Consider the following 24818-nt stretch of genomic DNA (forward strand, 5'->3'; position numbering starts at 1 on the left):
ACCGCCTCACTCCACCTCGCGCAGCACCAGCGCAACCGTCGAGAAAATCTCCTCGATCTGCGCCTCGTCCACGATCAGCGGCGGCGAGAAAGCCAGAATGTCGCCGGTGTAGCGCGTGAGCACCCCCTTCTCGTAGCAGCGCACGAAGACTTCGTAGGCGCGCGCCCCCGGCGCGCCTTCGCGCGGCTCCAGCTCCACGCCGCCCACGAGCCCGAGATTGCGCACGTCGATCACGTGCGGCTCGCCGCGCAGCTTGTGGATCTCGCGCTCGAACACCGGCGCCATCTGGGCCGCGCGCCCGAACAGCCCCTCCCGCTCGTACAGGTCGATGGCCGCGCACGTGGCCGCGGCGGCAACCGGGTGGCCCGAATACGTGTAGCCGTGGAAGAGCTCGATGCCGTTGGGCGCGCCGCCCACGATGGTGTCGTGGATGCGCGCGCTCGCGGCCACGGCGCCCATTGGCACGGCGGCGTTGTTGGTGCCCTTGGCCATCGTCAGCAAGTCGGGCGTCACGCCGAAGTAATTGGCCGCGAACGGCGCGCCAAGGCGCCCCCAACCCGTGATGACCTCGTCGAAGATCAGCAGGATGCCGTGCTTGTCGCAAATCTCGCGCAAGCGCTGCAGATAGCCCTGCGGCGGCACCAGCACACCGGCCGAGCCCGCCACCGGCTCGACGATCACGGCCGCGATGGTCGAAGCGTCGTGCAGCGCGCACAGCCGCTCGAGCTCGTCGGCGAGATGCGTGCCCCAGGCCGGTTGGCCCTTCGAGAACCCCGCCTCGCGAATATTGAGCGTATGCGGCAAGTGGTCAACCGAGGGCAGCAACTGGCCCGAATACGCCTTGCGGTTGGGCGCGATGCCGCCCACCGAAATGCCGCCGAAACCCACGCCGTGATAGCCCCGCTCGCGCCCGATGAAGCGCGTGCGCTGCCCTTCGCCACGCGAGCGGTGGAATGCCAGCGCGATCTTGAGCGCCGTGTCTACGGCCTCGGAGCCCGAGTTCGTGAAGAAGATGTGCTTGAGGTCGCCGGGCGTGTGCTTCGCGATCTTTTGCGCGGCCTCGAAGGCCTTGGGATGGCCCATCTGGAACGTCGGCGCGAAATCCATTTCCTCGGCCTGCGCCTTCACCGCGGCGACGATCTCGTCGCGGCAGTGCCCCGCGTTCACGCACCACAGGCCGGCGGTGCCGTCGAGAATCTGCCGGCCGTCGTGCGAGGTGTAGTACATCCCTTTCGCGCCGACGAGGAGCCGCGGCGCACTCTTGAACTGCCGATTCGCGGTGAAAGGCATCCAGAACGCGGATAGATCGGGCAGGCTGGCATTCATCTGCATCTCCTTGATCTCGTTGACATGGACACAAAGGCGATAGACGGAACTCGCAGGCACGCCTGTTCATGACGCCCGCGATGCTGCAATTCAGTTCATGCGCGTCGGACGTGTCCGGCGCTTCAGACCTGCAGTTTAGATAGCCGGCCACACATGCACAGCGATGCAGCGTGCGATGGGTGCACCGCTGCCCGCGGCCATGCATGCGCGCACTGCAACGATGCACTGCACCCGAACATGAACCGCATTGCACCACATTCGCCCGTGGGCTGCGCGGCGTCACGCGAGACGCGCGCCGCCCGCGCCTTGTGCCGCCACGCATCGCGCATCTTCCACGCGCGGCCACCACCTGGCACAACGCTTGCAGTAATCCCTCCGCATGACTGAACACCTGACGTCGGCGCGTAACCAGACCAGACGCACAGAAGCGCCACGACCCACGACTTGAACCAAAGGGGCACACATGAAACGTCGCAGTCTGTTGAAACTCGGCACGATGTCGGGCGCGCTCGCGCTCGCGGGGCGCGTGCCGTTCGCGCACGCCGACACGGGCAGCGGCCCGATCAAGGTCGGCATCCTGCACTCGCTCTCGGGCACCATGGCGATCTCCGAGACCTCGCTCAAGGACACCGCGCTGATGACGATCGCCGACATCAACAAGAACGGCGGCGTGATGGGCCGGCAGATCCAGCCCGTGGTGGTCGACCCGGCGTCGAACTGGCCGCTGTTCGCCGAAAAGGCCCGCCAGTTGCTCACCCAGGACAAGGTCGCGTGCGTGTTCGGCTGCTGGACCTCGGTGTCGCGCAAGTCGGTGCTGCCGGTGTTCGAGGAGCTGAACGGCCTGCTCTACTACCCGGTGCAGTACGAAGGCGAGGAGATGTCGCGCAACGTGTTCTATACGGGCGCGGCGCCCAACCAGCAGGCCATCCCCGCCGTCGAATACCTGATGAGCGCGGAGGGCGGCGGCGCCAAGCGCTTCTTCCTGCTCGGCACCGACTATGTGTATCCGCGCACGACCAACAAGATCCTGCGCGCCTTCCTGCACTCGAAGGGCGTGCAGGACAGCGATATTCAGGAGGTCTACACGCCGTTCGGCCATAGCGATTATCAGACCATCGTCGCGAACATCAAGACCTTCTCGCAAGGCGGCAAGACCACGGTGGTCTCGACCATCAACGGCGACTCGAACGTGCCGTTCTACAAGGAACTCGGCAACCAGGGCATCAAGGCGACCGACGTGCCCGTGGTCGCGTTCTCCGTGGGCGAGGAAGAGCTGCGCGGGATCGACACGAAGCCGCTCGTCGGGCACCTCGCGGCCTGGAACTACTTCATGTCGGTGAAGGGCCCGCAGAACACGAAGTTCAAGGAGCAGTTCGCCGAGTGGGTGAAGATCAACAACCTGCCGGGCGGCAGCAAGCGCGTGACGAACGATCCGATGGAAGCGACCTTCGTGGGCATCCACATGTGGAAGCAGGCCGTCGAAAAGGCGAAGAGCACCGATGTCGACAAGGTACGCGTGGCGATGATCGGCCAATCCGTGGCGGCGCCCTCGGGCTTCACGCTCACGATGGACGGCAACCATCATCTGCACAAGCCCGTGATGATCGGCGAGATCCGCGGCGACGGCCAGTTCAACGTGGTGTGGCGGACCAAGACGGCGATCCGCGCGCAGCCGTGGAGCCCCTTCATCGCCGGCAACGAAGGCAAGCCGGACATCGTGAGCTCGAGCGTCTTGCCCGCCTTCCTGCGCCGCTCGCGCGTCGCCTGAGGTCCTGCCGCACCGCGCGCCTCGCTGCCGTGCGCGGCGCGCACTGCGCCCGTGCTTGCCTGCGCTTCGATTCGCTGAGCCGGCGCGCAACGCCGCGGCGTCATCGGGCAATGCACGGCGGCCCGCACCAGGAAGAAATCACCATGGCTCTCCTACTCTCGAGATTCGTCCGGGTGCGAGCGCGCGAACGCCGCGCACGCGCCGCTCACCCGCTCGTGCTTGTGCTTGCACTCGCGCTTTGCGCCGCATTCTCCTCGGGCGCCCATGCGCTCGAAGCCGCCGACGTCGCACCGCTTGCTGGCGACGACTTCGATGCGAAATCCACCGCCGTCGACAAGCTCATCGCTACGCACGACGCCGCATCGCTCACGCTGTTGAAGGCGCTCGCCGACGACAACGTCACCGCGACGGACTCCGGTGAAGTGCTCGTGCAAGAAGGCACGGATGGCCAAAACGCACGCGACGCCGCCACCGGCAAGGCGGTGCCGCCAGCCGTCGCGGCGAGCGCGCAGCCCATTACGCTGAACAACCTGCTGCGCTCGAAAGTGGCGGGCGCGGTGTCGGGCCTGCAGCTCGCCTCGCCCGACCTGGAGACGCGCCGCGCGGCCATCGCCGAGCTGCTGAAGAATCCCGACCCGGCGATGAAGCCGATGATCGACGCGGCGCGCGCAAAGGAAACCGATCCCGCGCTCAAGCGCCGCCTCGACACGCTCTGGGCCATGACTGCCCTGCACAACCCGAACGCGGCCACGCGCCTCGAGGCCGTGAAACTGGTGGCCGCGCGCCACGACCTCGACATGTACGAGCTGTTGCGCCCGCTCGTCGCGAAGAGCGCGAGCGGCGCGTTCAACGAGCCCGACGCCGATGTGCGCGCCGCCGCCCAGCAAGGCATCGACGCGCTCGACGCGATCCAGCGCCGCAACGAGATCGCGGGCACGCTGTTCGCCGGTCTCTCGCTCGGCAGCGTGCTGCTGCTCGCGGCGCTGGGTCTCGCGATCACGTATGGGCTCATCGGCGTCATCAACATGGCGCATGGCGAGTTCCTCATGATCGGTGCGTACGCAACTTATGTGGTGCAGACGCTGTTCCAGCGTTATGCGCCGGGCGCGGTCGACTGGTATCCCCTGCTCGCAGTGCCGGTTTCGTTCGTCGCCGCCGCGCTCGTGGGCGCGGTGATCGAGCGGCTCGTGATCCGCCATCTGTACGGACGTCCGCTCGAAACGCTGCTCACCACCTTCGGCATCAGCCTGATCCTGATTCAGGCCACGCGCATGATCTTCGGCGCGCAGAACGTGCAGGTCGAGAACCCCGCCTGGATGAGCGGCGGCGTCACGCTCATGCAAAACCTCATCCTGCCGTACAACCGCCTCGCGATACTCGCGTTCTCGCTGATCGTGGTGGCCATCGCGTGGGCCGTGCTCACGAAAACGCGTCTCGGCCTCTACGTGCGCGCCGTCACGCAGAACCGCCGCATGGCCGCGTGCGTGGGCGTGCGCACGGCGCGCGTCGATGCCTGGGCGTTCGCGTTCGGCGCGGGCGTCGCGGGTCTCGGTGGCTGCGCGCTCTCGCAGATCGGCAACGTAGGCCCGGACCTCGGGCAGAGCTACATCATCGATTCGTTCATGGCGGTGGTGCTCGGCGGCGTCGGGCAGATCGCGGGCACGGTGATTGGCGGCTTCGGCCTCGGACTCGTCTCCAAGGCGATCGAACCGTTCTGGGGTGCAGTGCTCGCGAAGATCGCCGTGCTCGTGCTGATCGTGCTCTTCATCCAGAAGCGTCCGCAGGGGCTGTTCGCCCTCAAGGGCCGCAGCGCGGAGGCATGAGATGACGACCGCCACCACCACACCGCGCGCCTCGTACGGCGCACCCGCGCCGCAACACGGCGAGGGCCCCGAAACGTTCGCACTGGGCCTGCCCGCGCGGCCCGCCCTGCTCTCGCGCCGCGCGTGGCTCGCGCTCATCGCGCTCATCATTGCGATGGGCGTGGGCGTGCCGCTGTGCGCGCTCGTGCTGCCGCAATCGAGCGCGCTGCATCTGTCCGCCTACACGATGACGCTGGCCGGCAAGCTCATGTGCTACGCGATCGCCGCGCTCGCGCTCGATCTCGTGTGGGGCTACTGCGGCATCCTGAGCCTCGGCCACGGGCTGTTCTTCGCGCTCGGCGGCTACGCCATCGGCATGTACCTGATGCGCGAGATCGGCCACGACGGCAAGTACGGCAGCGATCTGCCCGACTTCATGGTGTTCCTCGACTGGCATGCGCTGCCGTGGTACTGGCAGGGCACGCAGCATCTCTGGTACGCGCTGCTGCTCGTGGTGCTCGTGCCCGCCGTGCTGGCCTGGGTATTCGGCTTCTTCACGTTCCGCTCGCGTGTGAAAGGCGTGTATCTCTCGATCATCACGCAGGCCATGACCTTCGCCGCGATGCTGCTGTTCTTTCGCAACGAAACGGGCTTCGGCGGCAACAACGGCTTCACCGACTTCAAGCGCATCGCGGGCATGCCCATCACCCATCCGGGCACGCGCACCGTGCTCTTCCTGATGACCTTCGCGACGCTCGTGCTCGCGTTTCTCGCCGCGCGCGCCATCGTCGCCTCGAAGCTCGGCCGCGTCGTGACCGCCGTGCGCGACGGCGAGACGCGCCTCATGTTCCTCGGCTACAGCCCGCTCGGCTACAAGCTCTTCGTGTGGACCGTTTCGGCCGTGCTGTGCGGCATCGCAGGCGCGCTCTATGTGCCGCAGGTGGGCATCATCAATCCGAGCGAAATGTCGCCGGGCAATTCGATCGAGATGGCGATCTGGGTGGCCGTGGGCGGACGCGGCACGCTGATCGGCCCGATCATCGGCGCGTTTGCCGTGAACGGCGCGAAGAGCTTCTTCACCGCCTACTTTCCTGAGTACTGGCTATTCTTCCTTGGCCTCATTTTCGTGCTCGTGCCACTGTTGCTGCCCAACGGCATCGTGGGCCTGATCGAACTCGTGACGCAGCGCGTCAAGCAACTTCGCGCAGGAGGCAAACGCTCATGAACGGCCACCTCATCCTCAACGACCCGCTCAATCACAATCCGTTCGAGGACGACACGCTGACGGTTTCCGGCGTTGCATCGATGGGCCATGTGGTCGAGGCCGGCGCCATCGACATCTCGCACGGCACGATCCTCTACCTCGAAGACGTGAGCGTGAGCTTCGACGGCTTTCGCGCGCTCAACAAGCTCTCGCTCGAGATCGACGCGGGCGAGCTGCGCTGTGTGATTGGCCCGAACGGCGCGGGCAAGACCACGATGATGGATGTGATCACCGGCAAGACCTCGCCCGATTCCGGCAAGGTCTTTCTCGGCCAGACGCTCGATCTCACGCGCATGAACGAGCCCGCCATCGCGCGCGCGGGGATCGGCCGCAAGTTCCAGAAGCCCACGGTGTTCGAGCAGCATCCCGTCTGGGAAAACCTCGAGCTCGCGATGAAGGCCGACAAGGGCTGGTTCGCCACGCTGCGCGCGCGCCTCGACCGCCAAGCGCAGGCGTTGATCGAAGAGACGCTCGAGGTGATCCGGCTCGAGAGCGAGGCGCGCCGCCTGGCGGGCGAGCTTTCGCACGGGCAGAAGCAGCGGCTCGAGATCGGCATGCTGCTGATGCAGCGCCCCGCCCTGCTGCTGCTCGACGAGCCGGCCGCGGGCATGACCGACGACGAAACCATGGAGCTGGCCGCCCTGCTCAATCGCCTGAGAGGCAGTTGCTCGATGATGGTGGTCGAGCACGACATGGAGTTCGTGGCCGCGCTCGCGGGGGAAACCGGCCGCGTGACGGTGATGGCCGAGGGGCGCGTGCTCGCGCACGGCACGCTCGACGAGGTGAAGCGCGACGACGCGGTCATCGAATCTTATCTGGGACGTTGAACCCCTCAAGCCCATTTGGGACGGCTACGGCAACGCTTCTGCAATACAAGGCATCGACATGCTCACCATCGAATCGCTGAACCAGTACTACGGCGGCAGCCACATCCTGCGCGACGTCTCGATGACGGTGCCCGAAAGCAGGCTCACGGTTTTGCTTGGCCGCAACGGCGTCGGCAAGACCACCTTGCTGCGCTGCCTCATGGGCGTGGTGCCGACGAAGAGCGGCACCGTCGCCTGGCGCGACACGGCGCTCACGAAGCTGCCCACCCATGCGCGCGTCGCGCACGGCCTCGCCTACGTGCCGCAGGGCCGCGATATCTTCCCGCGCCTCACCGTGGAGGAAAATCTGCTGGTGGGCGCGGCGAGCAAGAAGCGCATGCCCTCCGGGGTGCCCGAGCACATCTATGCGCTCTTTCCCGTGCTCAAGGACATGAAGGCGCGGCGCGGCGGCGATCTTTCGGGCGGCCAGCAGCAGCAACTCGCCATCGGCCGCGCGTTGATGAGCGATCCGCAACTGCTGATTCTCGACGAGCCCACCGAAGGCATTCAGCCCTCGATCATCCAGGACATCGGGCGCACGCTGCGGCAGCTCGTCGAACAGATGAACCTGACGGTGCTGCTCGTCGAGCAGTATTACGACTTTGCGAAGGCCATTGCGGACGGCTACTGGGTGATGCGCCGCGGCGAAATCGTGGCGGGCGGCGCAGGCGCCGACATGGACGCGGACGGCGTGCGGGAGATGATCGCTGTCTGAGCCGCCAACGGCGCATGCTATCCTGCACGGCACTTCTCGCCCACGCCCCCGTTTTCAGCATGTCGCTTCACGAAAATCACGCCGCTCTCGCCAACACCACTTTGCGCAGCCACGCGCCTCAGGAATGGGTGGCCCGGCTCGAACTGGGTTTCGAGCAACACGGCGCGCGCACGACGCTCGCGCATCGGCTGCACGTGGGGCCGTTGCGTGTGCAACGGCCGCTCTATCCCGAAGGCGATGCGATCTGCCACGCGGTGATCGTGCATCCGCCCGCGGGCATCGCCGGCGGCGACCGGCTCGACATCGACGTGAACGTGGGAGATGGCGCACATGCGGTGCTCACTACGCCCGGCGCCACCAAGTGGTACAAGTCCAACGGCCGCGTCGCGCGCCAGCGCATCAAGCTGCGCGTGGGCGCCGGCGCGAAGCTCGACTGGCTGCCACAGAACAATCTCGTCTTCGATCACGCGCACGCCGAGCTCGACTTCTCGCTCACGCTCGCAGAAGACGCGACGGCCATCGGCTGGGACGCCATGCAGCTCGGCCGCCAGGCGGCCGGCGAGCGCTGGTCGGCCGGCATGGTGCGCTCGCTCACGCGGGTGGCGCGCGCCGCCACGCAAGACAGCGACGAACAACTCCTCTGGTTCGAACGCGCCCTGGTGGACGCCGCCGATCCGCTGCGCGACGCGCCGCAAGGGCTCGCGGGCTATCCGGCGTTCGGCATGCTGTGGGCCGTCGGCCCGGCCTGCAACGAGGCGCTCGCGCAAGACCTCGCGGTCACGCTCCCCTTCGACGATGCCCTGCGCGCAGGCGCGACCTGCGTCGCGCCGGGCGTGCTGCTGGTACGCGTCATCGCGCGCTCGATGGAGCCGTTGCAGCAGACGCTCACGCGATGCTGGACGCAGTTGCGGCCCATCGTGCACGGCGTCAAGGCCGCGCCGCTGCGCCTCTGGACGACCTGATCCGCGGGGAATCCACCTCCCGCGCACCATGCCAGCGCGTGCGTGCCCCATTGCCGTGCATCGACATCTACGCGGGGTGCACTGAGCCCGCGTGGATGGTGCATTCATGCCGCCCCCTTTCATTGGCATAACCCTTGCTTCGCGCTTGCGTGGCCAATGCGCGCGACACCGGGCGCTGCAAGCTGTCCGTAACCTCGCTGCCGTAAGCTGACCCAGCGCACGATCGGGCCCTGGCGCCGCGCATGGGCTGCGCATGAGGCACGCATGCCGGCCGCCGGATGGCCGGCCCCTCCTACTCACAGAAAACGATGAAGCTCACGCCACGCGAGAAAGACAAGCTCCTGATCTTCACCGCCGCGCTGCTCGCCGAACGGCGGCGCGCGCGCGGCCTCAAGCTCAACTATCCGGAGGCGGTCGCCTTCATCAGCGCCGCGCTGATGGAAGCGGCCCGCGACGGCAAGACCGTTGCCGAGGTCATGCACTACGGCACGACGCTGCTCACGCGCGACGACGTGATGGAAGGCGTGCCGGAGATGATCCCCGACATCCAGGTCGAGGCCACCTTCCCCGACGGCACCAAGCTCGTCACCGTCCACCATCCGATTCCATGAACTTTGTATGGGACCCGAGTACGGTGCTAAAGCACCCACTCTGGTCGACAAGGAACCTCGCATGATCCCCGGCGAAATGCTGATCGACGAAGGCGAAATCGAGCTCAACGCGGGCCGCGAAACCGCGACCGTGACGGTCGCGAACACCGGCGACCGCCCCGTGCAGATCGGTTCGCACTTCCACTTCTACGAAGTCAACGAGGCGCTCTCGTTCGAGCGCGAGGCCGCGCGCGGCTTTCGCCTGAACATTGCGGCCGGCACCGCCGTGCGCTTCGAGCCCGGCCAGGAGCGCACCGTCGAGCTGGTGGCGTTCGCGGGCGAGCGCGCCGTCTACGGCTTCAGCGGCAAGGTGATGGGCCCGCTCTGAGCGGCGGCGCGCCCACTTTCGAATTCATCAGGATTCCGATATGACATTGAAGATCGGCCGCCGCGCCTATGCGGAGATGTTCGGCCCCACGACCGGCGACCGCGTGCGTCTCGCCGACACCGAGCTCGTGATCGAGATCGAACGCGACTACACGGTCTACGGCGACGAAGTGAAGTTCGGCGGCGGCAAGGTGATCCGCGACGGCATGGGCCAGTCGCAGCGTCTCGCCGCCGAGGTGGCCGACACGGTCGTGACCAACGCGGTGATTCTCGACCACTGGGGCATCGTCAAAGCCGACATCGGCATCAAAGACGGCCGCGTCTGGAGGATCGGCAAGGCCGGCAACCCCGACGTGCAGCCGGGTGTGACGATCCCCATTGGCGCCGCCACGGAAGTGATTGCGGGCGAAGGCCAGATCGTGACCGCGGGCGGCATCGACACGCACATTCACTTCATCAGCCCGCAGCAGATCGACGAAGCGCTCACCTCGGGCGTCACGACGATGATCGGCGGCGGCACCGGCCCCGCCACCGGCACCAACGCCACGACCTGCACGCCGGGCCCGTGGCATCTCGAGCGCATGCTGCAGGCCGCCGACGGCTGGCCGATCAACCTCGGCTTTCTCGGCAAGGGCAACGTGAGCCTGCCCAAGCCCGCCGAGGAGCAGATCGCCGCCGGTGCGATCGGCCTGAAGCTGCACGAAGACTGGGGCTCGACGCCCGCGGCCATCGACAACTGCCTCACGGTCGCCGACGCGACCGACACGCAGGTGGCCATACACACCGACACGCTCAACGAAGGCGGCTTCGTGGAGGCAACGGTGAACGCGTTCAAGGGCCGCACGATCCACACGTACCACACCGAAGGCGCTGGCGGCGGCCACGCGCCCGACATCATCAAGGTGTGCGGCGAGGCGAACGTGCTGCCCTCGTCGACCAATCCCACGCGACCGTACACGATCAACACGCTCGACGAGCACCTCGACATGCTGATGGTGTGCCATCACCTCGACCCGTCGATTGCCGAGGACATCGCCTTCGCCGAGTCGCGCATCCGCCGCGAGACCATTGCCGCCGAAGACATCCTGCACGACCTCGGCGCGCTTTCGATGCTTTCATCGGACTCCCAGGCAATGGGCCGCGTCGGCGAAGTCATCATCCGCACCTGGCAGACCGCGCACAAGATGAAGGTGCAGCGCGGCGCGCTGCCCGAGGACAGCGCGCGCAACGACAACTTCCGCGTGAAGCGCTATGTCGCGAAGTACACGATCAACCCCGCGCTCACGCACGGCATCGCGCACGAGGTAGGTTCGCTCGAGCCGGGAAAATGGGCCGATCTCGTGTTCTGGGACCCGGCGTTTTTCGGCATCAAGCCCGCGCTCATCCTCAAGGGCGGCATGATCGCGATGGCGCAGATGGGCGACCCGAACGCGTCGATTCCCACGCCGCAGCCCGTGCATTATCGTGAGATGTTCGGCACGCGCGGACGCGCGCTCACGCAGACCTCGCTCACGTTCGTCTCGCAGCTTGCGCTCGACAAACGCATGCCCGAGCGCTATGGCCTGCAAAAGCGCGTGGTGGCGGTGCGCAACTGCCGAAGCGTCACGAAAGCCGACATGATTCACAACGCGTGGCAACCGTCGATCAGCGTCGATCCCGAGACCTATCAGGTCGTGGCCAATGGCCAGTTGCTGACCTGCGAGCCCGCCACGGTGCTGCCGATGGCGCAGCGCTATTTCCTGTTCTGATCCGCTGTCATGCGCACGATAGATAAACGACTCAACGCGAAGCTCGCCCCTGTGCTGATCAAGCGCGCGCCCACGCTCACCCTGCCCTATGACGCGCGCTGCAAGAGCCGCTTCGCGGCCACGCTCGATTCCGGCGAGGAAGTGGGCGTGGTGCTGCCGCGCGGCACGGTGCTGCGTGACGGCGACATGCTCGTGGCCGACGATGGCGGCCTCGTGCGCGTGATCGCCGCGGCGCAAAGCGTGCTGCTCGTGCGCGCGCCGGAGCGCCTCACGCTCACGCGGGCCGCGTATCACCTCGGCAACCGCCATACGCCCGTGGAAGTGGGCATCGATGAACTCAAGCTCGAAGCCGACCCGGTGCTCGAAGACATGCTCAGGCGCCTCGGCGCGCAGGTCGAGCGCGCGACGCTGCCGTTCCAGCCCGAGGCGGGTGCCTATGGTGGCGGTCATCGCCATGGCCACGACGAGACTTTTGCGGAAGATTACGCGCTCGCGCAGCGCGTGTTCGACGAGCACCACGGGCATGCGCACGATCACGGGCATGCGCATGGCCACGATCACAACCATGGCGATCACGTCCACGACGCCGATTGCGGCCACGATCACGGTCATTGCGACGGCCATGCGCACGACCACAGCCATGAACATCGCTGAGCTCACCTCCCTGCTCCATCTCGCGTCGCCGGCGTTGCCGATTGGCGCGTTCAGCTATTCGCAGGGGCTTGAAGCGGCCATCGACGCCGGGCTCGTCGCCCACGCCGACGATGCCGCGCATTGGATCGCAAGTGGCCTGGCCAACGTGCTCGCGCCCGGCGAGCTGCCCTTCATCGCGCATCAGCTCGAACGCTGGCGCACGCACGATGCCCGCGCGCTGATCGAAGCGAACGAGGAATTCGTCGCGAGCCGCGAATCGGCGGAGCTGCGCCGCGAGACCGCGCAAATGGGCTGGTCGCTGCGCCAGCTCTGCGCGCAGCTCGAATGGGGCGACGCCGCAAGACGCGAGACGCTCGAACGCATCACGCCCATCGCACAGCCGACGGCGTTCGCGTTCGCGGCCTTCGCACACGATGCCGCGGTTGACGCCACGCTCGCCGCCTACGCGTTCAGCTGGGTCGAGAATCAGGTCGCCGCCGCGCTCAAGGCCGTGCCGCTCGGACAGGTCGCGGGGCAGCGTATCGTGGTCGCGCTGCGGCCGGCCATCGAAAGCGCGGTCGCGCGCGCGCTCGCCACCCCGCCCGGCTCGCTCAACACCTTCGCGCCGCAGCTCGGCATTCTCAGCGCGCGCCACGAATCGCAGTACTCGCGGCTTTTCCGCTCCTAGCCTCGTATCGAGGCCGATGTCCAAACAAACCCGCAGACCATTCCGTAGACAAGCTCACACGAACCATGAATTCGAACTCCAAACGCACCAAGAAGCTGCCGCCACTGCGCGTCGGCGTGGGCGGCCCGGTTGGCTCCGGCAAGACCACGCTGCTCGAAATGCTCTGCAAGGCCATGCGCGAGCGCTACGACCTCGTCGCCATCACCAACGACATCTACACGAAGGAAGATCAGCGCCTGCTGACCGTGGCAGGCGCGCTGCCCGCCGAGCGCATCATGGGCGTGGAGACGGGCGGCTGCCCGCACACGGCAATCCGCGAGGACGCGTCGATCAACCTCGAAGCCGTCGACCAGATGCTCACGCGCTTTCCCGATGCGGACATCGTCTTCATCGAATCGGGCGGCGACAACCTCGCGGCGACCTTCAGCCCCGAGCTGTCGGACCTCACGATCTACGTGATCGACGTGGCGGGCGGCGAGAAGATTCCGCGCAAGGGCGGCCCCGGCATCACGAAATCGGACCTGCTCGTCATCAACAAGACCGATCTCGCGCCGCTCGTGGGCGCGAATCTCGACGTGATGGCTTCGGACGCGAAGAAAATGCGCGGCGAGCGCCCGTTCGTGATGTGCAACCTGAAGGCGCTCGACGGCCTCGATCAGGTGATCGCGTTCATTGAAAAGCAGGGATTGCTGATCAAGGAAAGTGGCTCCCCCAATTGATCTCACACAAACACCCACTGAGTAATATATTCCCGGCTACATCCCGCCACTAGTCTCCGACCTGCGCAGTCGCACTACCGATCAGCGTGCAGCCGCACTCGGTCCGGTGCCCGTGCAGCGCGACGTGTTCGCCGCCGATCGTCAGCGTCGGATGCGCCTCGACGATCTTGTTGACGCCGTGCGGTTTGCCGTCGGGATATTTCTGCGGACAGTCGACAAGGTCGTGCAGACGTGCGATCGCCTTGCCACCAATCGTATGGATGTTTGACCCGGTGATTACGCGCCCGCCGTGCGATGTCGTATCGCCGACGACAATAATGGGGAGTGCCATCCTGGTCTCTCGTATGGCTTGGGAAACGGGAATGCGCGCCCGCTGGCAGCGGCGCGCGAGTCAGTCGCTGTCCTGGTCGGAATTGTCGTCCGGGTATGAAGGGTCGGTGCTCGCTATCCTGCCCTTGATGTACTGGATGCGCGCGCGATATGCGCTCAGCAAGCACGCGTTGTCGGTACACACGTTTCGCACTTTCCGAATCCAGTTGACCTGGTTCAGCCTGACCGGATCCTGATATGAAATCTCCTTTGATTCGGTCAGCAGCATCGCGACGTAGCCGCGGTTGACTGTCGCGTCCAGTTTCACCAACTCCGGATTGCCGCAAATCAAGCGTTCAACGTTCGTGCCTGCCTTCTTGCAATCGAAACTCTGTTCGGCATTCACGGGCACGTGCGTCTGGCGCTCGAACAGGTACGCCCAGGAACCGTCAAGCAGCACCATTTCGTCCGGTGACTTGTAGATGGTGGCGTAGCGTAGCCCCAGACAGAGCGGTGCGTCGGTGTCACTGAGAAGGTAAGTATCGGTCAGTGCCTCACCATTCGCATGGAACCTGCTGCTCAAGAATACATTGAAGTTGTCCAGTGACCCGAACGAGTGCGAGATGACTGGATCGACATAAAAGCTAATGCGTTTTTGAACCTTTACGCTGCAGCTGTGGCCGGTGTAGTGAAACACAAACGCGCCGCCGTCAAACGTGAGGACTCCTGCGGTCATCGGATTGACTGGAAACGATAACTTGTGAAAATCGCTGCCCTGCTCGAACTGCGCGGCACCCGTCATCCGATATGTGTCCTGGGCGGCGGCATAGGCTGGCAAGATGAGTGCTGAAAAGAGAAGTACCAACCACTGCTTGAGTTTCTTCATGGTGCGAATAGCCATCGTTCAGTGATTCGAGTTGTAAATATTCAGGCAAAACATGTCGTGCTCTCGTTCCCGTCGGGTTCTGTTCTCAATGTCCAGGAATTCGACAGGCGCACCGGCGTAGTCGCCGCTGTTCAGTTTATGGCACAGATTGGGCGCCTTGCTGAGGCTCCCCATGTTATAGGCGAGCGAGACGAGCGCATCATATTCGTGCTGATAGAGCGGTACTGTGATCGCGTTCTTAACACGGCCCTCGATCACCGTTACGTCATTGTCGAACAGAGTTTGCGCCTGCGCGACGGTGATCATGCTCGACATCGCTACGTATCCGTTTGCCGTGCAAGTGCTTTTGCCGATCAGATGGCCCCAGCCAACCGTGCAGTAGCCCTTCTTGTCATCGTAGTAGTACGTATGCGTTTTCGAGTCGTCGTAGTAGACCCCTTCCCAGCCCTTGATAAACGCCTGACCCTGATCCGATATCTTCAGTTGCGCGATCGGGATGCGCTGGCCGGCGGGCCGCAACGGCGGCGCATCGAGGAAGGTTGCCCTGTAGCCTTCCTGCAGGATCGCCAATGAATCCATCAGGTCCCCGCGCCGCTGGAATGGCTGATCCATCGATGAGCCGTTCAATCTCGAGTGCGGATCGAATCCGAGAACCCCCGAATACGTCTCGAAATGTAGCATCGACACATTCTCGTTGCCGACGACATGCAGCGTTGTCCCGTCCGCCTTCAAGAGCACACCGCTGCTCGCAAGGATCTGCCCCTGGCTGACCGTGTCTCCAATTCTCACTGTGGTCGAGGACGGATCGACCTCGCCGTAAAGCGCGATGAACTCGCGACCGTCGGTGGTCTTGTGGTGAATGCTGATCTGCCAGGTATGGCAGTAGAAGAACTCGCACTTGATGACAATGCCAGGCGCGATTGCGACGATCGGCGTATGCGCCTGCACGTACAGATCCCGGGCAGCATGCTTGCGACCGCCCGCCCGGTTAGCGCCGAATCTCGCCTGGTCGTGTCCGCCGCCGTGCAGCGGCTTGGTCCACGTGTAATCGCACGACTGCGTACCGTAGATGGCGCCTTCGTCGTTAAGCGGCCGGGTCTGGATCGGGAAGATGACTGGTGCGGCACCTTGGCGCGGAGTCGAGGTCGGCGCACCACGATCGTTGTTCGGATGATCGTTTTGCGGCGGCGTGCCCGCCGGCGCAGGTTTCTTCGGCGTCGGCTGGTCCGATTTCCGTGATTCGACGGGCGGCACCTTGAGCTTCTGGCCGACCACGATCATGTCCGATTTCAGGCCGTTCACACGTTTGAGCAGATCGACGCTCGTGTGGTATTTCCTTGCGATTATCGTCAGGTTGTCGTGCACCTTGACAACGTAGGTGCCACGCCAGTAATCGCCTTTCGTCGGGTTGTCGACTTTGGTCGGCAGATCGTGCACGGTCTTTGGACTCGTCAAACGAAAGCGAATCTCGGGCAACGATGCGTTGAACCTTGCTACCTCCTTCATCGTATCGCTAGTCCATCGCTTCACGTGCACCGACAGCTCGGTGCCCACCGGAACCGTGAACTGGATAGTACCCTGCGCGCTCGTCGACGCGGCGTGATAGATGTCGCTCGCGCGGTCGTCCAGCCCCTTGATTTCGACCTTCAGATCCTGGATCGACTGGTCGAAACGATCCTTGAAATAGACCGTGACGGCCGACAGCAAATCGGTGTTGGTGTTCGGGGTGTTCATGAGGTAATCGGAATCGGTCGAATGGCGCTCAGGCACTCTGATTGACGTAATGATTCGGGTCGTCCGGCGTAGCTTCTCCAGACTCGATGGACGGCGAGACTTCGGATTCGACAAGCCACGAACCTTGGGTGCCAACCAGTACCTGGAGCGTCTCGGCCTGGTCGGTCGTCAGGCGCGGTGTGCGACCATGTTCGTCGAGCGTCCCCTGCGCGATGATGTCGCCGTTTTCCCGCCGCGCCGTATATTCGACCTCGCCAAACGCTCGCGGCCAGTAGACGTCGTACACGTCGAGCCGGTTACTGAATGCTTTCGGCATGTCGAAGCCGGGTACGACGACCGGCAGCGACTTCGGCCCCGGTAATGCATGATTGCCCGCATACGCCGCCCATTGCCCGGGAGTGCCATGTTCGATGCCGGCACCGTTGATCCGGATGTAACTGCCGCGTGCGTTTAACACGATTTCCTCGGCCGCGGTGATCTCGATCCGCTGCCCGGCTGTGCTCCCTCCATGCTATTCTGCGTCGCATCGGTGAAGGTCTTTAGCGCGTCATGACCCTCCGCGAGACTTTCCGCCTGATGCGCCTCGCTTGCCTGTGACATCGCCTTGAGGGTGCCTTCGGCGCTGACGAGTTGCTGGTGCGGCCCGTGCACGTCCAGCTGCTGACTACCCGCCTGCTTCGGATACGTAGTAACGTATAGTCCCTGTGAAGCACGCACGGCGCCGTAGGCATCCGTCTTCAGTTCAAATCCCGAGCCCAGATATGAGCCGCGCGTATTGCCGCGCTGGTCGATTAGATACCCCAGGTGGAGCAGGCTATTTCCCGAGCTGCTGAACAGCCTGGCGCGATTTTGGCCCGTTGCATCGTCCAGGACCATTTCGTTATAGCCGGAACCCGAATACTCCTTCGACCGGTAACCCGACAGGATACCGTTGCTGTGCCATTGCGGCTGGACGCGCCCGTTAAAGACTCGATGGAGCACTATTGGCCTGTCACAGTCTCCGCCCACATAGCCGATCAGCACCTCCTCACCGACACGTGGAACGTGGACGCTCCCGTAGCCTCCCCCGGTATCCGACTGGGCGACTCTCACCCAGCACGACGCGCCCGCATCCCCGGGATTCTGGCGGTCCCAGATGAACAACACCTTCACCCGGTTGAGTTCGTCCGTGTACACCTCTTCGCCCTGCGGCCCCACGACGATGGCCGTCTCCATGTGCATCTGCGGCTTGCTGTGCTCGAACGGGCTGCGATACGGAACCGTCACGCGCTGCGCCTCGACCTCGACCAGATAGAAACCCTCAGAACCATCCGCCTGAGTAACAGTTTCTCCCATGTGCCCGGACCTGGCGCGCGCCAGTTCGTTCTGGAGACTGTGCGGAAAGTTCGCTTCCTGCGCCGACAGTGGGAGGTTGTTTTCGATGTAGCGGCGCACCTTAATCGCAGCAAATTCCCGCTGGCCGGCCGGATCGCGATCGTGCTCCGGATGTCCGGTCAGTTCGAAACGCAGGCCAGCTTCGATACCGCGAACGCTTCCCACCGCGAAGAACCGTTTAGCTTGCGACTCCCACTCTTCCAGCTGAATTCTCGACAACTGCTCACCGCGGGTCTGGTTCCCATAGGTGTAGGCGCCCGTGTACTCATAGATCTCAGCCTGCTCCGGCAAATCTCCTTGACCATACATCGTCGGCAGGGAGGTGCCTTTGGGATTGAGCGCGGAGGATGGCGCCTTGTAGTCGAACGTGCGTGTCGTATGTACGGTACTCTGCAGGGTCCGCGTGCCCGACCACTGTGTAAAGCCATCCGTTTCGCTGCCGGTGCCCGACCGGGTGAACTGCACAGGATTGGGCGACACCTCGTCGAGCAAGTAGATGTCGTCGGTCACGACCAATGTGTGTGACTTGCCGTCCTTATTCTGCCGCCAGAAGCCGAACAGGCCTTCCTCCTCCATGAGGCGATGGACGAAGTTCCAGTCTGTTTCGCTTTGGCGACAATACGAGCGCTGGGGCAATGGCTTGCGCAACGCAAACTGGAACTTGCCTCTCCCCTGCGGATGCATATTGAATACGTCCGTGATGATGACATCGGCACTCTCGTTCTGCCAGTACCGCATGTCGCTGCGGAATCGGAGGAAGTGCATCCACGACGCATAAGTCAGTTGGTAACTGGAGAGACTACCGTCGCCGCCGAGCCTTCGGGCCGTATGAATATAGCCATTGACCGGGATATAGGACTTGTCAGCCTGCTGAATCCACAGCGTCATCGGCTGGGCAATCAGGGTCTTAAGTTCGATGTCGCGCGCAGTGGATACCATGTCGAGCGTGACGCTGAAATCGCGCCCTAACTCGGAATGAATTACCGCTCGGCGCGGTACTAGCGCATTTTCAGGTAAAACTGAAATGTCTGTCTTGATCAGGCGGTCTTGCTGGATCAGCCCACCCCGGATTATTTGGGCCAGTTCGGTCAAATTCATGTATTTCCCAACTTTTTATGCGTTACAGATCAGCAATCTGCACTCTCAATGAACAGCCCAGCCCCATAACTGCCGACAACGCGGGCGCATGATTTTAGTTTCGCCGAATATTTTGCGTCAACTGCGAGATAATCAACTATTGCAAATCACAATTTCAGGGCGTAGAAAAAGAACGGGAAAATCACGTCGCCCTTGATTCGAGAAAAAAACAAACGTATTTCACTTCATTGAGGGTTCGTCACGGCACAACCTGAAAAATCACGCGGGCCTTGCACGGCGGATCCATTGGGCCGAAACGGTGTAGTGGGAATTGCAGAGACCTGCCATATTGATGCGTAGATCCTGCAATTCCTGACGAGGTGCGAACGGGTCCGAAGACACCGGTGAGCGCGATTTCTTGCGATAACTGCTCAACCTGAAGCGCCCACCGGACCGTCTGGATCGATTGTGTTCAGTTGAGCACAGCAACGAGTGAGGGCATCGTGTCACACAGGGGAGCGGCCAGCGTGACGTCACACCTCAATCTGCGGCGCAGATTGGCGCAGCGCAATGAACTACCCCGCAACGGGTATTGGGTTGCACACCCGTTATGGCACGCGTGCACAACCGCGCGCGAAGTCACATGTCTGTGACGAGTGCCTGCACAACATCCACCGTACGCCCCGTGGCGCCACGATGGCGTGCCGCGAACGCGGCAGCAGCCGCGCCCATCGCCACGCGGCGCGGCTTGTCGGTAAAGAGCTCGCGCAAGGCACGCGCGAGATCGGCCGGGTCCTGCACCTGCAGCGCCGCGCCGGCCGCGACTGCGTCCGCAGTGGCCTGGGTGAAGTTGAACACGTGCGGACCGATCAGCACAGGCACCCCCACCGCGGACGCCTCGATCAGATTCTGGCCGCCAAGCGGCAAAAGACTCCCGCCGATGAACGCGAGATCGGCGGCGGCGTAATACGCGCCCATCTCGCCCATCGAGTCACCGAGCAGCACGTTCACGTCCTGCGGCAATGCATGGACGCCCTCGTGCGACGCGCCGGCGCTCGCCTTCGAAGCAGCCGGCGCCCATTTCGAACGCCGCTCGAGCTTCAGATTCTTGCGCGCGACGAGCGCGGCCACCTCATCGAAACGCTGCGGATGGCGCGGCACGAGGATCAGCAGCGCGTCTTCCACGCCGAGCGCGGCGAACGCCTGCAGCACAAGCTCCTCCTCGCCTTCGCGCGTGCTCGCCGCTACCCACACGGGCCGCGCGCCGATCGCGCGGCGCCAGTCGCGGCCGCGCGCGACGAGCCCAGGCGGGCTCGCCATATCGAATTTCAGATTGCCCAGCACGCTCACATTGCGCGCGCCCAGCGCGCTCAGGCGCTCGGCATCGGATGGGCTTTGCGCGAGCACGCGCGTGAAGCCGCCGAACACCTCGCGCGCATGCGCGCCGAACTTCGCGGCGCGCTTGAACGAACGCGCCGACATGCGCGCGTTCGTGAGCACGAGCGGCACGTCGGCGCGCTTGCATTCGTCGATGAGCGTCGGCCACACCTCGGTCTCCATCACGAGGCCGAGCGACGGACGCCATGCGCGCAGGAAGCGCCGCACGGCATGCGGCATGTCGTACGGCAGATAGCAGCGCCGCACGCGATCGCCGAATAGCTGCTCGCCCGTGGCACGCCCGCCGGGCGTCATGTGCGTGAGCAGGATGCGCGCGTCGGGACGCGCCGCCAGCAGCGCGTCGATAAGCGGCTGCGCCGCGCGCGTCTCGCCCACCGAAACGGCATGCACCCAGATCAGCGGCGCGTCGTCCTCGGGCACGCGCCCGGTGCTATAGCCGAAGCGCTCGCCGATATGCTGGCGATAACCGCGCTCGCGCCGCGAGCGCACCAGCAGGCGCAGCACCGCGAGCGGCGCGATCAGCCACCAGGCCGCGCGATAGATTGCCCTCAGCATCGGGCCTCCGCGACGGGGCGTGTCATGCGCGTCGCCAGCGCACCCGGACCCGCCATCGTAGACGTCGTAGCCGTGATGAGATCGAACCGTGGCATCAAACGAGTTCCTTGCCCTTGAGACGCTCGAGAATGCCGAGCGGCGCCCAGTCCGGATGCACCATGTCCTTCGCGGGCAGGAAAAAGGTCTGCTCCATCATGAACTGGCCGGACATGACCGCGTGCGATGCGTGATCGGAGAAGCAGACCCACACGCAGCCAGGCGGAAAATTGATGGTCTCCTGCGGGCTCGTCTTCTGGTAGTCGAGATCGGCCTTCATGCAGTCGTGCAGATTGAGCATCAGATGGTCGTACTCGCTGCGCGGCGACTTGGTGATGTGCAGCAGGTTCTGCAGCCAGGCCGAGCCCGGCATCTGCGGCTTGATGTTCGGCAGGAAGCGCCGCGCCATGTCCTCGAACGGCTCGCCCACGCGCCACACGCGCGGCACGCCGTTCGGGTTCACGTTGGTGAACACGCGCAGAATGCGCTCGCCATAGTTCGGGCGCGACGGAAAGGCGTCCACGTGCAGGCGCGAATCGTCCTTGCGCCACGAGGTCTGGCGCGTTTCCACCTGATGCAGGCGCAGGCTCGTGGGCGCAACGCGCAGCTTGCCGGTGTATTCGGGAAAGAGCCCGTCGACGAGTGAGCGCGCGCAGGCCTGATAGCGCGCGATCATCGCGCGCACGGCCGACTGCGTGACCGTATCGCCCAGCACGCCGCGCAGCGCGCCGCCGTTCGGGTCGAGGCTGATGTTCTTGCGCTTGGGGTCGGCGATCGCCGGATCGAGCAGCGCGCGCTCGCCGCCCTCGACCGGAAACTCGAGCTTCGGGAAATACAGCACCTTGCCCTGCTCGACGGCATCGAGCAACGTTTCGCGCGGTTGCGAGAGATATTGGCCGTGCCAGTCGGCGGATGTGACTTCGATGATCTGGGATTCGTTCATGGTCGCCCCTGGATGCGATGGATCGGGATGCCTGGCGGGATGCCGGGCGCCGACCCTTATACCCCGCGAGCCGCTGGGCGCGCCTTGACGCACCGCAGTCTGTCAGGCCTTGCCTGGCCTCTGCCGCGGCGCCGTGTCACAGCAGACCGAAGCCGGCCAGCGCGCCCTTGACCTGCGCGAGCGTGGGCGGCTGCCCGGCGGTGCCGAGATTGACGACCTTCGGCGACCAATAGCCGCCGGTGCGCCAGGCAGTTGCGAAATTGTACAACTCGACTGTCGGACGCTTGAGCGCCGCCGCAATGTGCACGAGACCCGTGTCCACGCCCACCGTGGCCGCCGCGCCGTCGATCAGGCCAACCACGGCCGGCAGCGAAAGCTTGGGCGGCACGATGGCCGCCTCGCCGAATTCTTTGGCGAGGCGCTCGCTCGTCGCGCGCTCGGCCTCGCTGCCCCATGGCAGGACGAGCGAGGCCCCGCGGCGCACGAGCGCCTGGCCCAGCTCGATCCAGTGCGCATCGGGCCATTGCTTGTCGGCACGCGAGGTGGCGTGCACGAACACCACATAGGGCACTGGCAAATTCAGGCCGACGCCTGCGAGCGCCTGGGCCGCGCGGTACGTGTCGAGGCCGAAGTCGATGTCGTCGGTGGGCTGCGGCGGCGGCAGTTCCAGTGCGGCCGCAACGAGCTGCCGGGTGCGCTCCACCACGTGCGTGCGCGGCTCGATGCGGATGGCGCGCTTATAGAAGAGGCGCGCAGGCCACTCGTAGCCCGCGCCGTCGGTCCGGTTGCCGAGGCCGACGAGCGGCCCGCGCGCCCAGCTCGCGACCCAGGCGGTCTTGATGAGCCCCTGGCAGTCGATCACGAGGTCGTACTTCTCGGCGGCGAGCGCGCGCCGGAACGCACCGATCTCGCGCCAGTTGGCGGCGGAAAAAAGCGCCTTGCGCCAGCGGCGCAGCGAGAACGGAATGGCGCGGCGCACGCCGTGCACGAGCTCGACGAGCGACTGGAAGCTCTCTTCGACGAGCCAGTCGATCTGCGCGTCGGGATACCGCCGCCGGATATCGGCGATGGCGGGCATGTTGTGGACGACGTCGCCAAGCGACGACACGCGCACGATGAGGATCTTTTGCACGCTCAAGAGGGAATTGCTGGCGATCTGCGCCGAAAATGCGTTAAAGGTCCGTGATTCTAACGCGGCGCGCGAGGGAATGCGGGAAATGGGATGAGGAGCCCCCGCCGCGGCGGGGGCGAACCGCCCCGCGCTAATACCAGTCGCTTGAGGGCATTCCGGCCAGCGAGGGCGGCGTGACCGCGCCGTAGTAGTTGGTCGAGGTGCCGCCCGCCGTCGTGCTGCCCGCAACGCCCGAAATGAGATGCCCGATAATGCATGCCGAACAGGGCGGATTGCTGCATATCGAGCTTGAACCGTAGCACTTGCCGTTCCCCTGGCCGTTCACGGCATCGATCTCGTAAGCAGCGAAGCCGAGGACCGGGGTACTTTGATTGTTATAGTTCGTCGTCCCATCGGCGACGATCGGGACCGTCACCAGCATCGGCAGGGTCTGACTAAAGCCGTTGTATATCGACGTCTTGGTGCCTGGCGAAATCAACGTACAGCTGGCTGCTTGTTGAGCACAAGGCGTACTCGCATTGTTCGTAGCAGACAGCGTACTCGGGTTGCCGCTCGTTATCAGACACTCAACCGCGGTGGCGCTTTGTAACGCCCCGCAGCTGGTGTTATTCAGCGTCGTCCATTGTCCCGCCGAGCTAGTGCAATTCGAGCCTAGAGGCATATTCGCACCGGAGCCCATCTGGAGTTCCTGGCCGGCGACCGGTTGCCCATTGCTCCAATAGTTGGAATTCGAATAGACACACAGGTTCAGGGCCATCGGAAAAAGGCTCCCCGGCTGCGCGGCTCCGGGCGCCGAAATGATCGCCACGGCCGTCGCACTGGCGTTCAGGCTGGACACGCCGAGCAGCGACCCAAGCAGAAGCGGCAAGCTCCCCCCGCCCTTCAAGCCGACGGTGGCCATGACAGCCGGCTTGGGAGCGATGTAGCCCGCCGGGATGGTTTGCGGCAACGGAATGGTCGAGGTCGAGGGGGCAGCAACATCCCAGTATCCCGCCGAGACCGACTGGAGTTGGGCCGCCTGCCCATTGGCGTTGTTCAAGCTCGCAAACTGGGTGGCCGATGCGCCCGCGGCACTCGCCGCAGTCGTCCACGGGCCAGAGCCGGTCACCAGTTGCCCTGGCAACTGTTGCGCGCCGGCGAGGGCTGCGGCGTCCGCCGCGTTCTGCAACTCGTGACGTACGACCACCCAGCGCGCCACGTCGAGTGCGAACGCGGCACAGCTGAGGAAAACGACGAGCAATAGCGCGACCTGAAGTGCGACAACCCCCTTTTCGCGCCGCACGGCGCGGCGACCGACTCTGATCTTTTTCATGTCAATCCCCCCATGGAAATGCCGGATCGCGCCGGTCTACTCGCAACTCATCGTGGTCGAAGAGGTCAGCGTGAGCGCATTCTTGAGCGCAGCCGGCAGCGGGTTGAATAACCCGCCGAGGGCGAGACCCGTGAACGTGTAGCTCACGGCAACGGTCACCGAAGCGCCAGTACTGCATGCCTGTGTCGATCCCGTGACCGTTCCGGAAGACGAATTCGTGATCGTGACGCCTGGCGTCGTCGTTCCCGAAGCGAAGTTGATCAGCATGGTCGACAGCCCATTTTGAGCGATGCCTTGCACAGTCGAAGCCGTGAGATACACCGGCGTCCCCGTGGAGTTCTCGCCAAAGGCCACCGCTTGCCGGACCGCCGCGCGGCTGGCGCTGGTAATCGCCGTCTTGTCGTAAAGAATGAAACCGAATTCGACAATAGCGAAGAATATGAGGAGGAGCAGCGGCAAGATCAGTGCGAACTCGACCACCGCCGCACCGCGCTGATCGCGCCGGCGCGCGCGGCGGCCGGCCGACGGCCCACGAAGTGCCCCACCCCTGTTTCGATTGTTCATTTTCGCCCTCGTGCAAAAACGCGTGATGTT

Annotated in this window: 22 protein-coding genes and 1 pseudogene; 12 read left to right on the top strand and 11 right to left on the bottom strand. The window is 64.6% G+C overall.

Translation table 11 applies throughout. The features are described from left to right. Positions 1–6 precede the first annotated feature (6 nt). Entirely contained in the window at positions 7–1332 is a 1326-nt protein-coding gene (aptA, locus tag E1956_RS14655; RefSeq protein ID WP_134749954.1) for an omega-aminotransferase AptA, read from the bottom strand. Positions 1333–1789: 457 nt separating this feature from the next. Here aptA and urtA point away from each other — a divergent pair, with 457 nt between their 5' ends. The 12 genes from urtA to ureG all read left to right on the top strand — a co-directional run bounded on the left by urtA (position 1790) and on the right by ureG (position 13468). Next, the gene (urtA, locus tag E1956_RS14660; protein WP_134749956.1) at positions 1790–3094 is read left to right on the top strand and encodes an urea ABC transporter substrate-binding protein; all 1305 of its coding nucleotides are present in this window, start codon (positions 1790–1792) and stop codon (positions 3092–3094) included. Positions 3095–3237: 143 nt separating this feature from the next. Further along, positions 3238–4917, top strand: coding sequence for an urea ABC transporter permease subunit UrtB (gene urtB / locus E1956_RS14665; protein ID WP_134749958.1), 1680 nt, complete (start codon positions 3238–3240; stop codon positions 4915–4917). A gap of 1 nt (position 4918) precedes the next feature. Further along, positions 4919–6121: an urea ABC transporter permease subunit UrtC gene (gene urtC, locus E1956_RS14670; RefSeq protein ID WP_134749960.1), complete on the top strand. Its 1203-nt coding sequence runs from the start codon at positions 4919–4921 to the stop codon at positions 6119–6121. Between the two features lie 80 nt (positions 6122–6201). Then, positions 6202–6987 (top strand): urea ABC transporter ATP-binding protein UrtD, encoded by a 786-nt coding sequence (gene urtD, locus E1956_RS14675; protein WP_232071449.1) that lies wholly within the window; start codon positions 6202–6204, stop codon positions 6985–6987. A 58-nt stretch (positions 6988–7045) separates the two neighbouring features. Then, the gene (gene urtE / locus E1956_RS14680; RefSeq protein WP_134749964.1) at positions 7046–7741 is read left to right on the top strand and encodes an urea ABC transporter ATP-binding subunit UrtE; all 696 of its coding nucleotides are present in this window, start codon (positions 7046–7048) and stop codon (positions 7739–7741) included. Between the two features lie 59 nt (positions 7742–7800). Further along, positions 7801–8703 carry an urease accessory protein UreD gene (locus tag E1956_RS14685; RefSeq protein WP_134749966.1) on the top strand — a complete coding sequence of 301 codons (903 nt, stop codon included), beginning with the start codon at positions 7801–7803 and terminating at the stop codon, positions 8701–8703. A gap of 308 nt (positions 8704–9011) precedes the next feature. Next, positions 9012–9314: an urease subunit gamma gene (ureA, locus tag E1956_RS14690; RefSeq protein ID WP_017773123.1), complete on the top strand. Its 303-nt coding sequence runs from the start codon at positions 9012–9014 to the stop codon at positions 9312–9314. A gap of 61 nt (positions 9315–9375) precedes the next feature. Further along, complete coding sequence (locus tag E1956_RS14695) at positions 9376–9681, top strand: urease subunit beta (protein ID WP_134749968.1); 306 nt, start codon at positions 9376–9378, stop codon at positions 9679–9681. Positions 9682–9721: 40 nt separating this feature from the next. Continuing rightward, on the top strand, positions 9722–11428 hold the full coding sequence (ureC, locus tag E1956_RS14700; protein ID WP_134749970.1) for an urease subunit alpha: 1707 nt from the start codon (positions 9722–9724) through the stop codon (positions 11426–11428). Positions 11429–11437: 9 nt separating this feature from the next. After that, positions 11438–12082, top strand: coding sequence for an urease accessory protein UreE (gene ureE / locus E1956_RS14705; RefSeq protein WP_134749972.1), 645 nt, complete (start codon positions 11438–11440; stop codon positions 12080–12082). Then, positions 12069–12749 carry an urease accessory protein UreF gene (locus tag E1956_RS14710; protein ID WP_134750658.1) on the top strand — a complete coding sequence of 227 codons (681 nt, stop codon included), beginning with the start codon at positions 12069–12071 and terminating at the stop codon, positions 12747–12749. Before ureE ends, E1956_RS14710 begins: the two co-directional genes overlap by 14 nt. Positions 12750–12814: 65 nt before the next feature. Beyond that, on the top strand, positions 12815–13468 hold the full coding sequence (ureG, locus tag E1956_RS14715) for an urease accessory protein UreG (protein ID WP_134749974.1): 654 nt from the start codon (positions 12815–12817) through the stop codon (positions 13466–13468). 49 nt (positions 13469–13517) lie between these two features. On the opposite strand, the gene E1956_RS14720 is transcribed toward ureG, so the two are convergent. From E1956_RS14720 to E1956_RS14765, 10 genes and pseudogenes are all read right to left on the bottom strand, one after another. Continuing rightward, positions 13518–13799, bottom strand: coding sequence for a PAAR domain-containing protein (locus E1956_RS14720; protein WP_134749976.1), 282 nt, complete (start codon positions 13797–13799; stop codon positions 13518–13520). A gap of 60 nt (positions 13800–13859) precedes the next feature. Further along, positions 13860–14663, bottom strand: coding sequence for a lysozyme inhibitor LprI family protein (locus E1956_RS14725; RefSeq protein ID WP_232071170.1), 804 nt, complete (start codon positions 14661–14663; stop codon positions 13860–13862). A gap of 18 nt (positions 14664–14681) precedes the next feature. Further along, the gene (locus E1956_RS14730; protein WP_134749979.1) at positions 14682–16397 is read right to left on the bottom strand and encodes a glycoside hydrolase family protein; all 1716 of its coding nucleotides are present in this window, start codon (positions 16395–16397) and stop codon (positions 14682–14684) included. A gap of 28 nt (positions 16398–16425) precedes the next feature. Further along, positions 16426–16854 carry a DUF2345 domain-containing protein gene (locus E1956_RS14735; protein ID WP_167760015.1) on the bottom strand — a complete coding sequence of 143 codons (429 nt, stop codon included), beginning with the start codon at positions 16852–16854 and terminating at the stop codon, positions 16426–16428. 26 nt (positions 16855–16880) lie between these two features. Further along, positions 16881–18869 (bottom strand): annotated as a pseudogene (locus E1956_RS14740) (type VI secretion system Vgr family protein); the annotation flags it as partial. A 618-nt stretch (positions 18870–19487) separates the two neighbouring features. Continuing rightward, positions 19488–20801 carry a lipid IV(A) 3-deoxy-D-manno-octulosonic acid transferase gene (waaA, locus tag E1956_RS14745; protein WP_134749985.1) on the bottom strand — a complete coding sequence of 438 codons (1314 nt, stop codon included), beginning with the start codon at positions 20799–20801 and terminating at the stop codon, positions 19488–19490. A 94-nt stretch (positions 20802–20895) separates the two neighbouring features. Further along, entirely contained in the window at positions 20896–21780 is an 885-nt protein-coding gene (locus E1956_RS14750; RefSeq protein WP_134749987.1) for a Kdo hydroxylase family protein, read from the bottom strand. Between the two features lie 136 nt (positions 21781–21916). Continuing rightward, positions 21917–22918, bottom strand: a complete 1002-nt coding sequence (waaC, locus tag E1956_RS14755) for a lipopolysaccharide heptosyltransferase I (RefSeq protein WP_335929925.1) — start codon at positions 22916–22918, stop codon at positions 21917–21919. A 124-nt stretch (positions 22919–23042) separates the two neighbouring features. After that, entirely contained in the window at positions 23043–24224 is a 1182-nt protein-coding gene (locus tag E1956_RS14760) for a pilus assembly protein TadG-related protein (protein WP_134749989.1), read from the bottom strand. A 36-nt stretch (positions 24225–24260) separates the two neighbouring features. Further along, a complete protein-coding gene (locus E1956_RS14765) occupies positions 24261–24788 on the bottom strand; it encodes a TadE/TadG family type IV pilus assembly protein (protein WP_134749990.1) in 528 nt (175 codons plus the stop codon). Positions 24789–24818: the final 30 nt, after the last annotated feature.

The sequence above is a fragment of the Paraburkholderia pallida genome, assembly GCF_004524855.1.
GTDB classification, from domain to species: domain Bacteria; phylum Pseudomonadota; class Gammaproteobacteria; order Burkholderiales; family Burkholderiaceae; genus Paraburkholderia; species Paraburkholderia oxyphila.

What these genes read in the sequence shown, in the direction of transcription:
- E1956_RS14750 (WP_134749987.1), bottom strand. Translation starts at nt 21,780, where the DNA reads ATGAACGAATCCCAGATCATCGAAGTCACATCCGCCGACTGGCACGGC.
- E1956_RS14765 (WP_134749990.1), bottom strand. Translation starts at nt 24,788, where the DNA reads ATGAACAATCGAAACAGGGGTGGGGCACTTCGTGGGCCGTCGGCCGGC.
- E1956_RS14710 (WP_134750658.1), top strand. Translation starts at nt 12,069, where the DNA reads ATGAACATCGCTGAGCTCACCTCCCTGCTCCATCTCGCGTCGCCGGCG.
- ureE (WP_134749972.1), top strand. Translation starts at nt 11,438, where the DNA reads ATGCGCACGATAGATAAACGACTCAACGCGAAGCTCGCCCCTGTGCTG.
- urtC (WP_134749960.1), top strand. Translation starts at nt 4,919, where the DNA reads ATGACGACCGCCACCACCACACCGCGCGCCTCGTACGGCGCACCCGCG.
- waaA (WP_134749985.1), bottom strand. Translation starts at nt 20,801, where the DNA reads ATGCTGAGGGCAATCTATCGCGCGGCCTGGTGGCTGATCGCGCCGCTC.
- urtE (WP_134749964.1), top strand. Translation starts at nt 7,046, where the DNA reads ATGCTCACCATCGAATCGCTGAACCAGTACTACGGCGGCAGCCACATC.
- E1956_RS14720 (WP_134749976.1), bottom strand. Translation starts at nt 13,799, where the DNA reads ATGGCACTCCCCATTATTGTCGTCGGCGATACGACATCGCACGGCGGG.
- urtA (WP_134749956.1), top strand. Translation starts at nt 1,790, where the DNA reads ATGAAACGTCGCAGTCTGTTGAAACTCGGCACGATGTCGGGCGCGCTC.
- E1956_RS14695 (WP_134749968.1), top strand. Translation starts at nt 9,376, where the DNA reads ATGATCCCCGGCGAAATGCTGATCGACGAAGGCGAAATCGAGCTCAAC.
- aptA (WP_134749954.1), bottom strand. Translation starts at nt 1,332, where the DNA reads ATGCAGATGAATGCCAGCCTGCCCGATCTATCCGCGTTCTGGATGCCT.
- E1956_RS14730 (WP_134749979.1), bottom strand. Translation starts at nt 16,397, where the DNA reads ATGAACACCCCGAACACCAACACCGATTTGCTGTCGGCCGTCACGGTC.
- ureC (WP_134749970.1), top strand. Translation starts at nt 9,722, where the DNA reads ATGACATTGAAGATCGGCCGCCGCGCCTATGCGGAGATGTTCGGCCCC.
- ureG (WP_134749974.1), top strand. Translation starts at nt 12,815, where the DNA reads ATGAATTCGAACTCCAAACGCACCAAGAAGCTGCCGCCACTGCGCGTC.
- ureA (WP_017773123.1), top strand. Translation starts at nt 9,012, where the DNA reads ATGAAGCTCACGCCACGCGAGAAAGACAAGCTCCTGATCTTCACCGCC.
- E1956_RS14725 (WP_232071170.1), bottom strand. Translation starts at nt 14,663, where the DNA reads ATGAAGAAACTCAAGCAGTGGTTGGTACTTCTCTTTTCAGCACTCATC.
- E1956_RS14685 (WP_134749966.1), top strand. Translation starts at nt 7,801, where the DNA reads ATGTCGCTTCACGAAAATCACGCCGCTCTCGCCAACACCACTTTGCGC.
- urtB (WP_134749958.1), top strand. Translation starts at nt 3,238, where the DNA reads ATGGCTCTCCTACTCTCGAGATTCGTCCGGGTGCGAGCGCGCGAACGC.
- E1956_RS14760 (WP_134749989.1), bottom strand. Translation starts at nt 24,224, where the DNA reads ATGAAAAAGATCAGAGTCGGTCGCCGCGCCGTGCGGCGCGAAAAGGGG.
- urtD (WP_232071449.1), top strand. Translation starts at nt 6,202, where the DNA reads ATGGGCCATGTGGTCGAGGCCGGCGCCATCGACATCTCGCACGGCACG.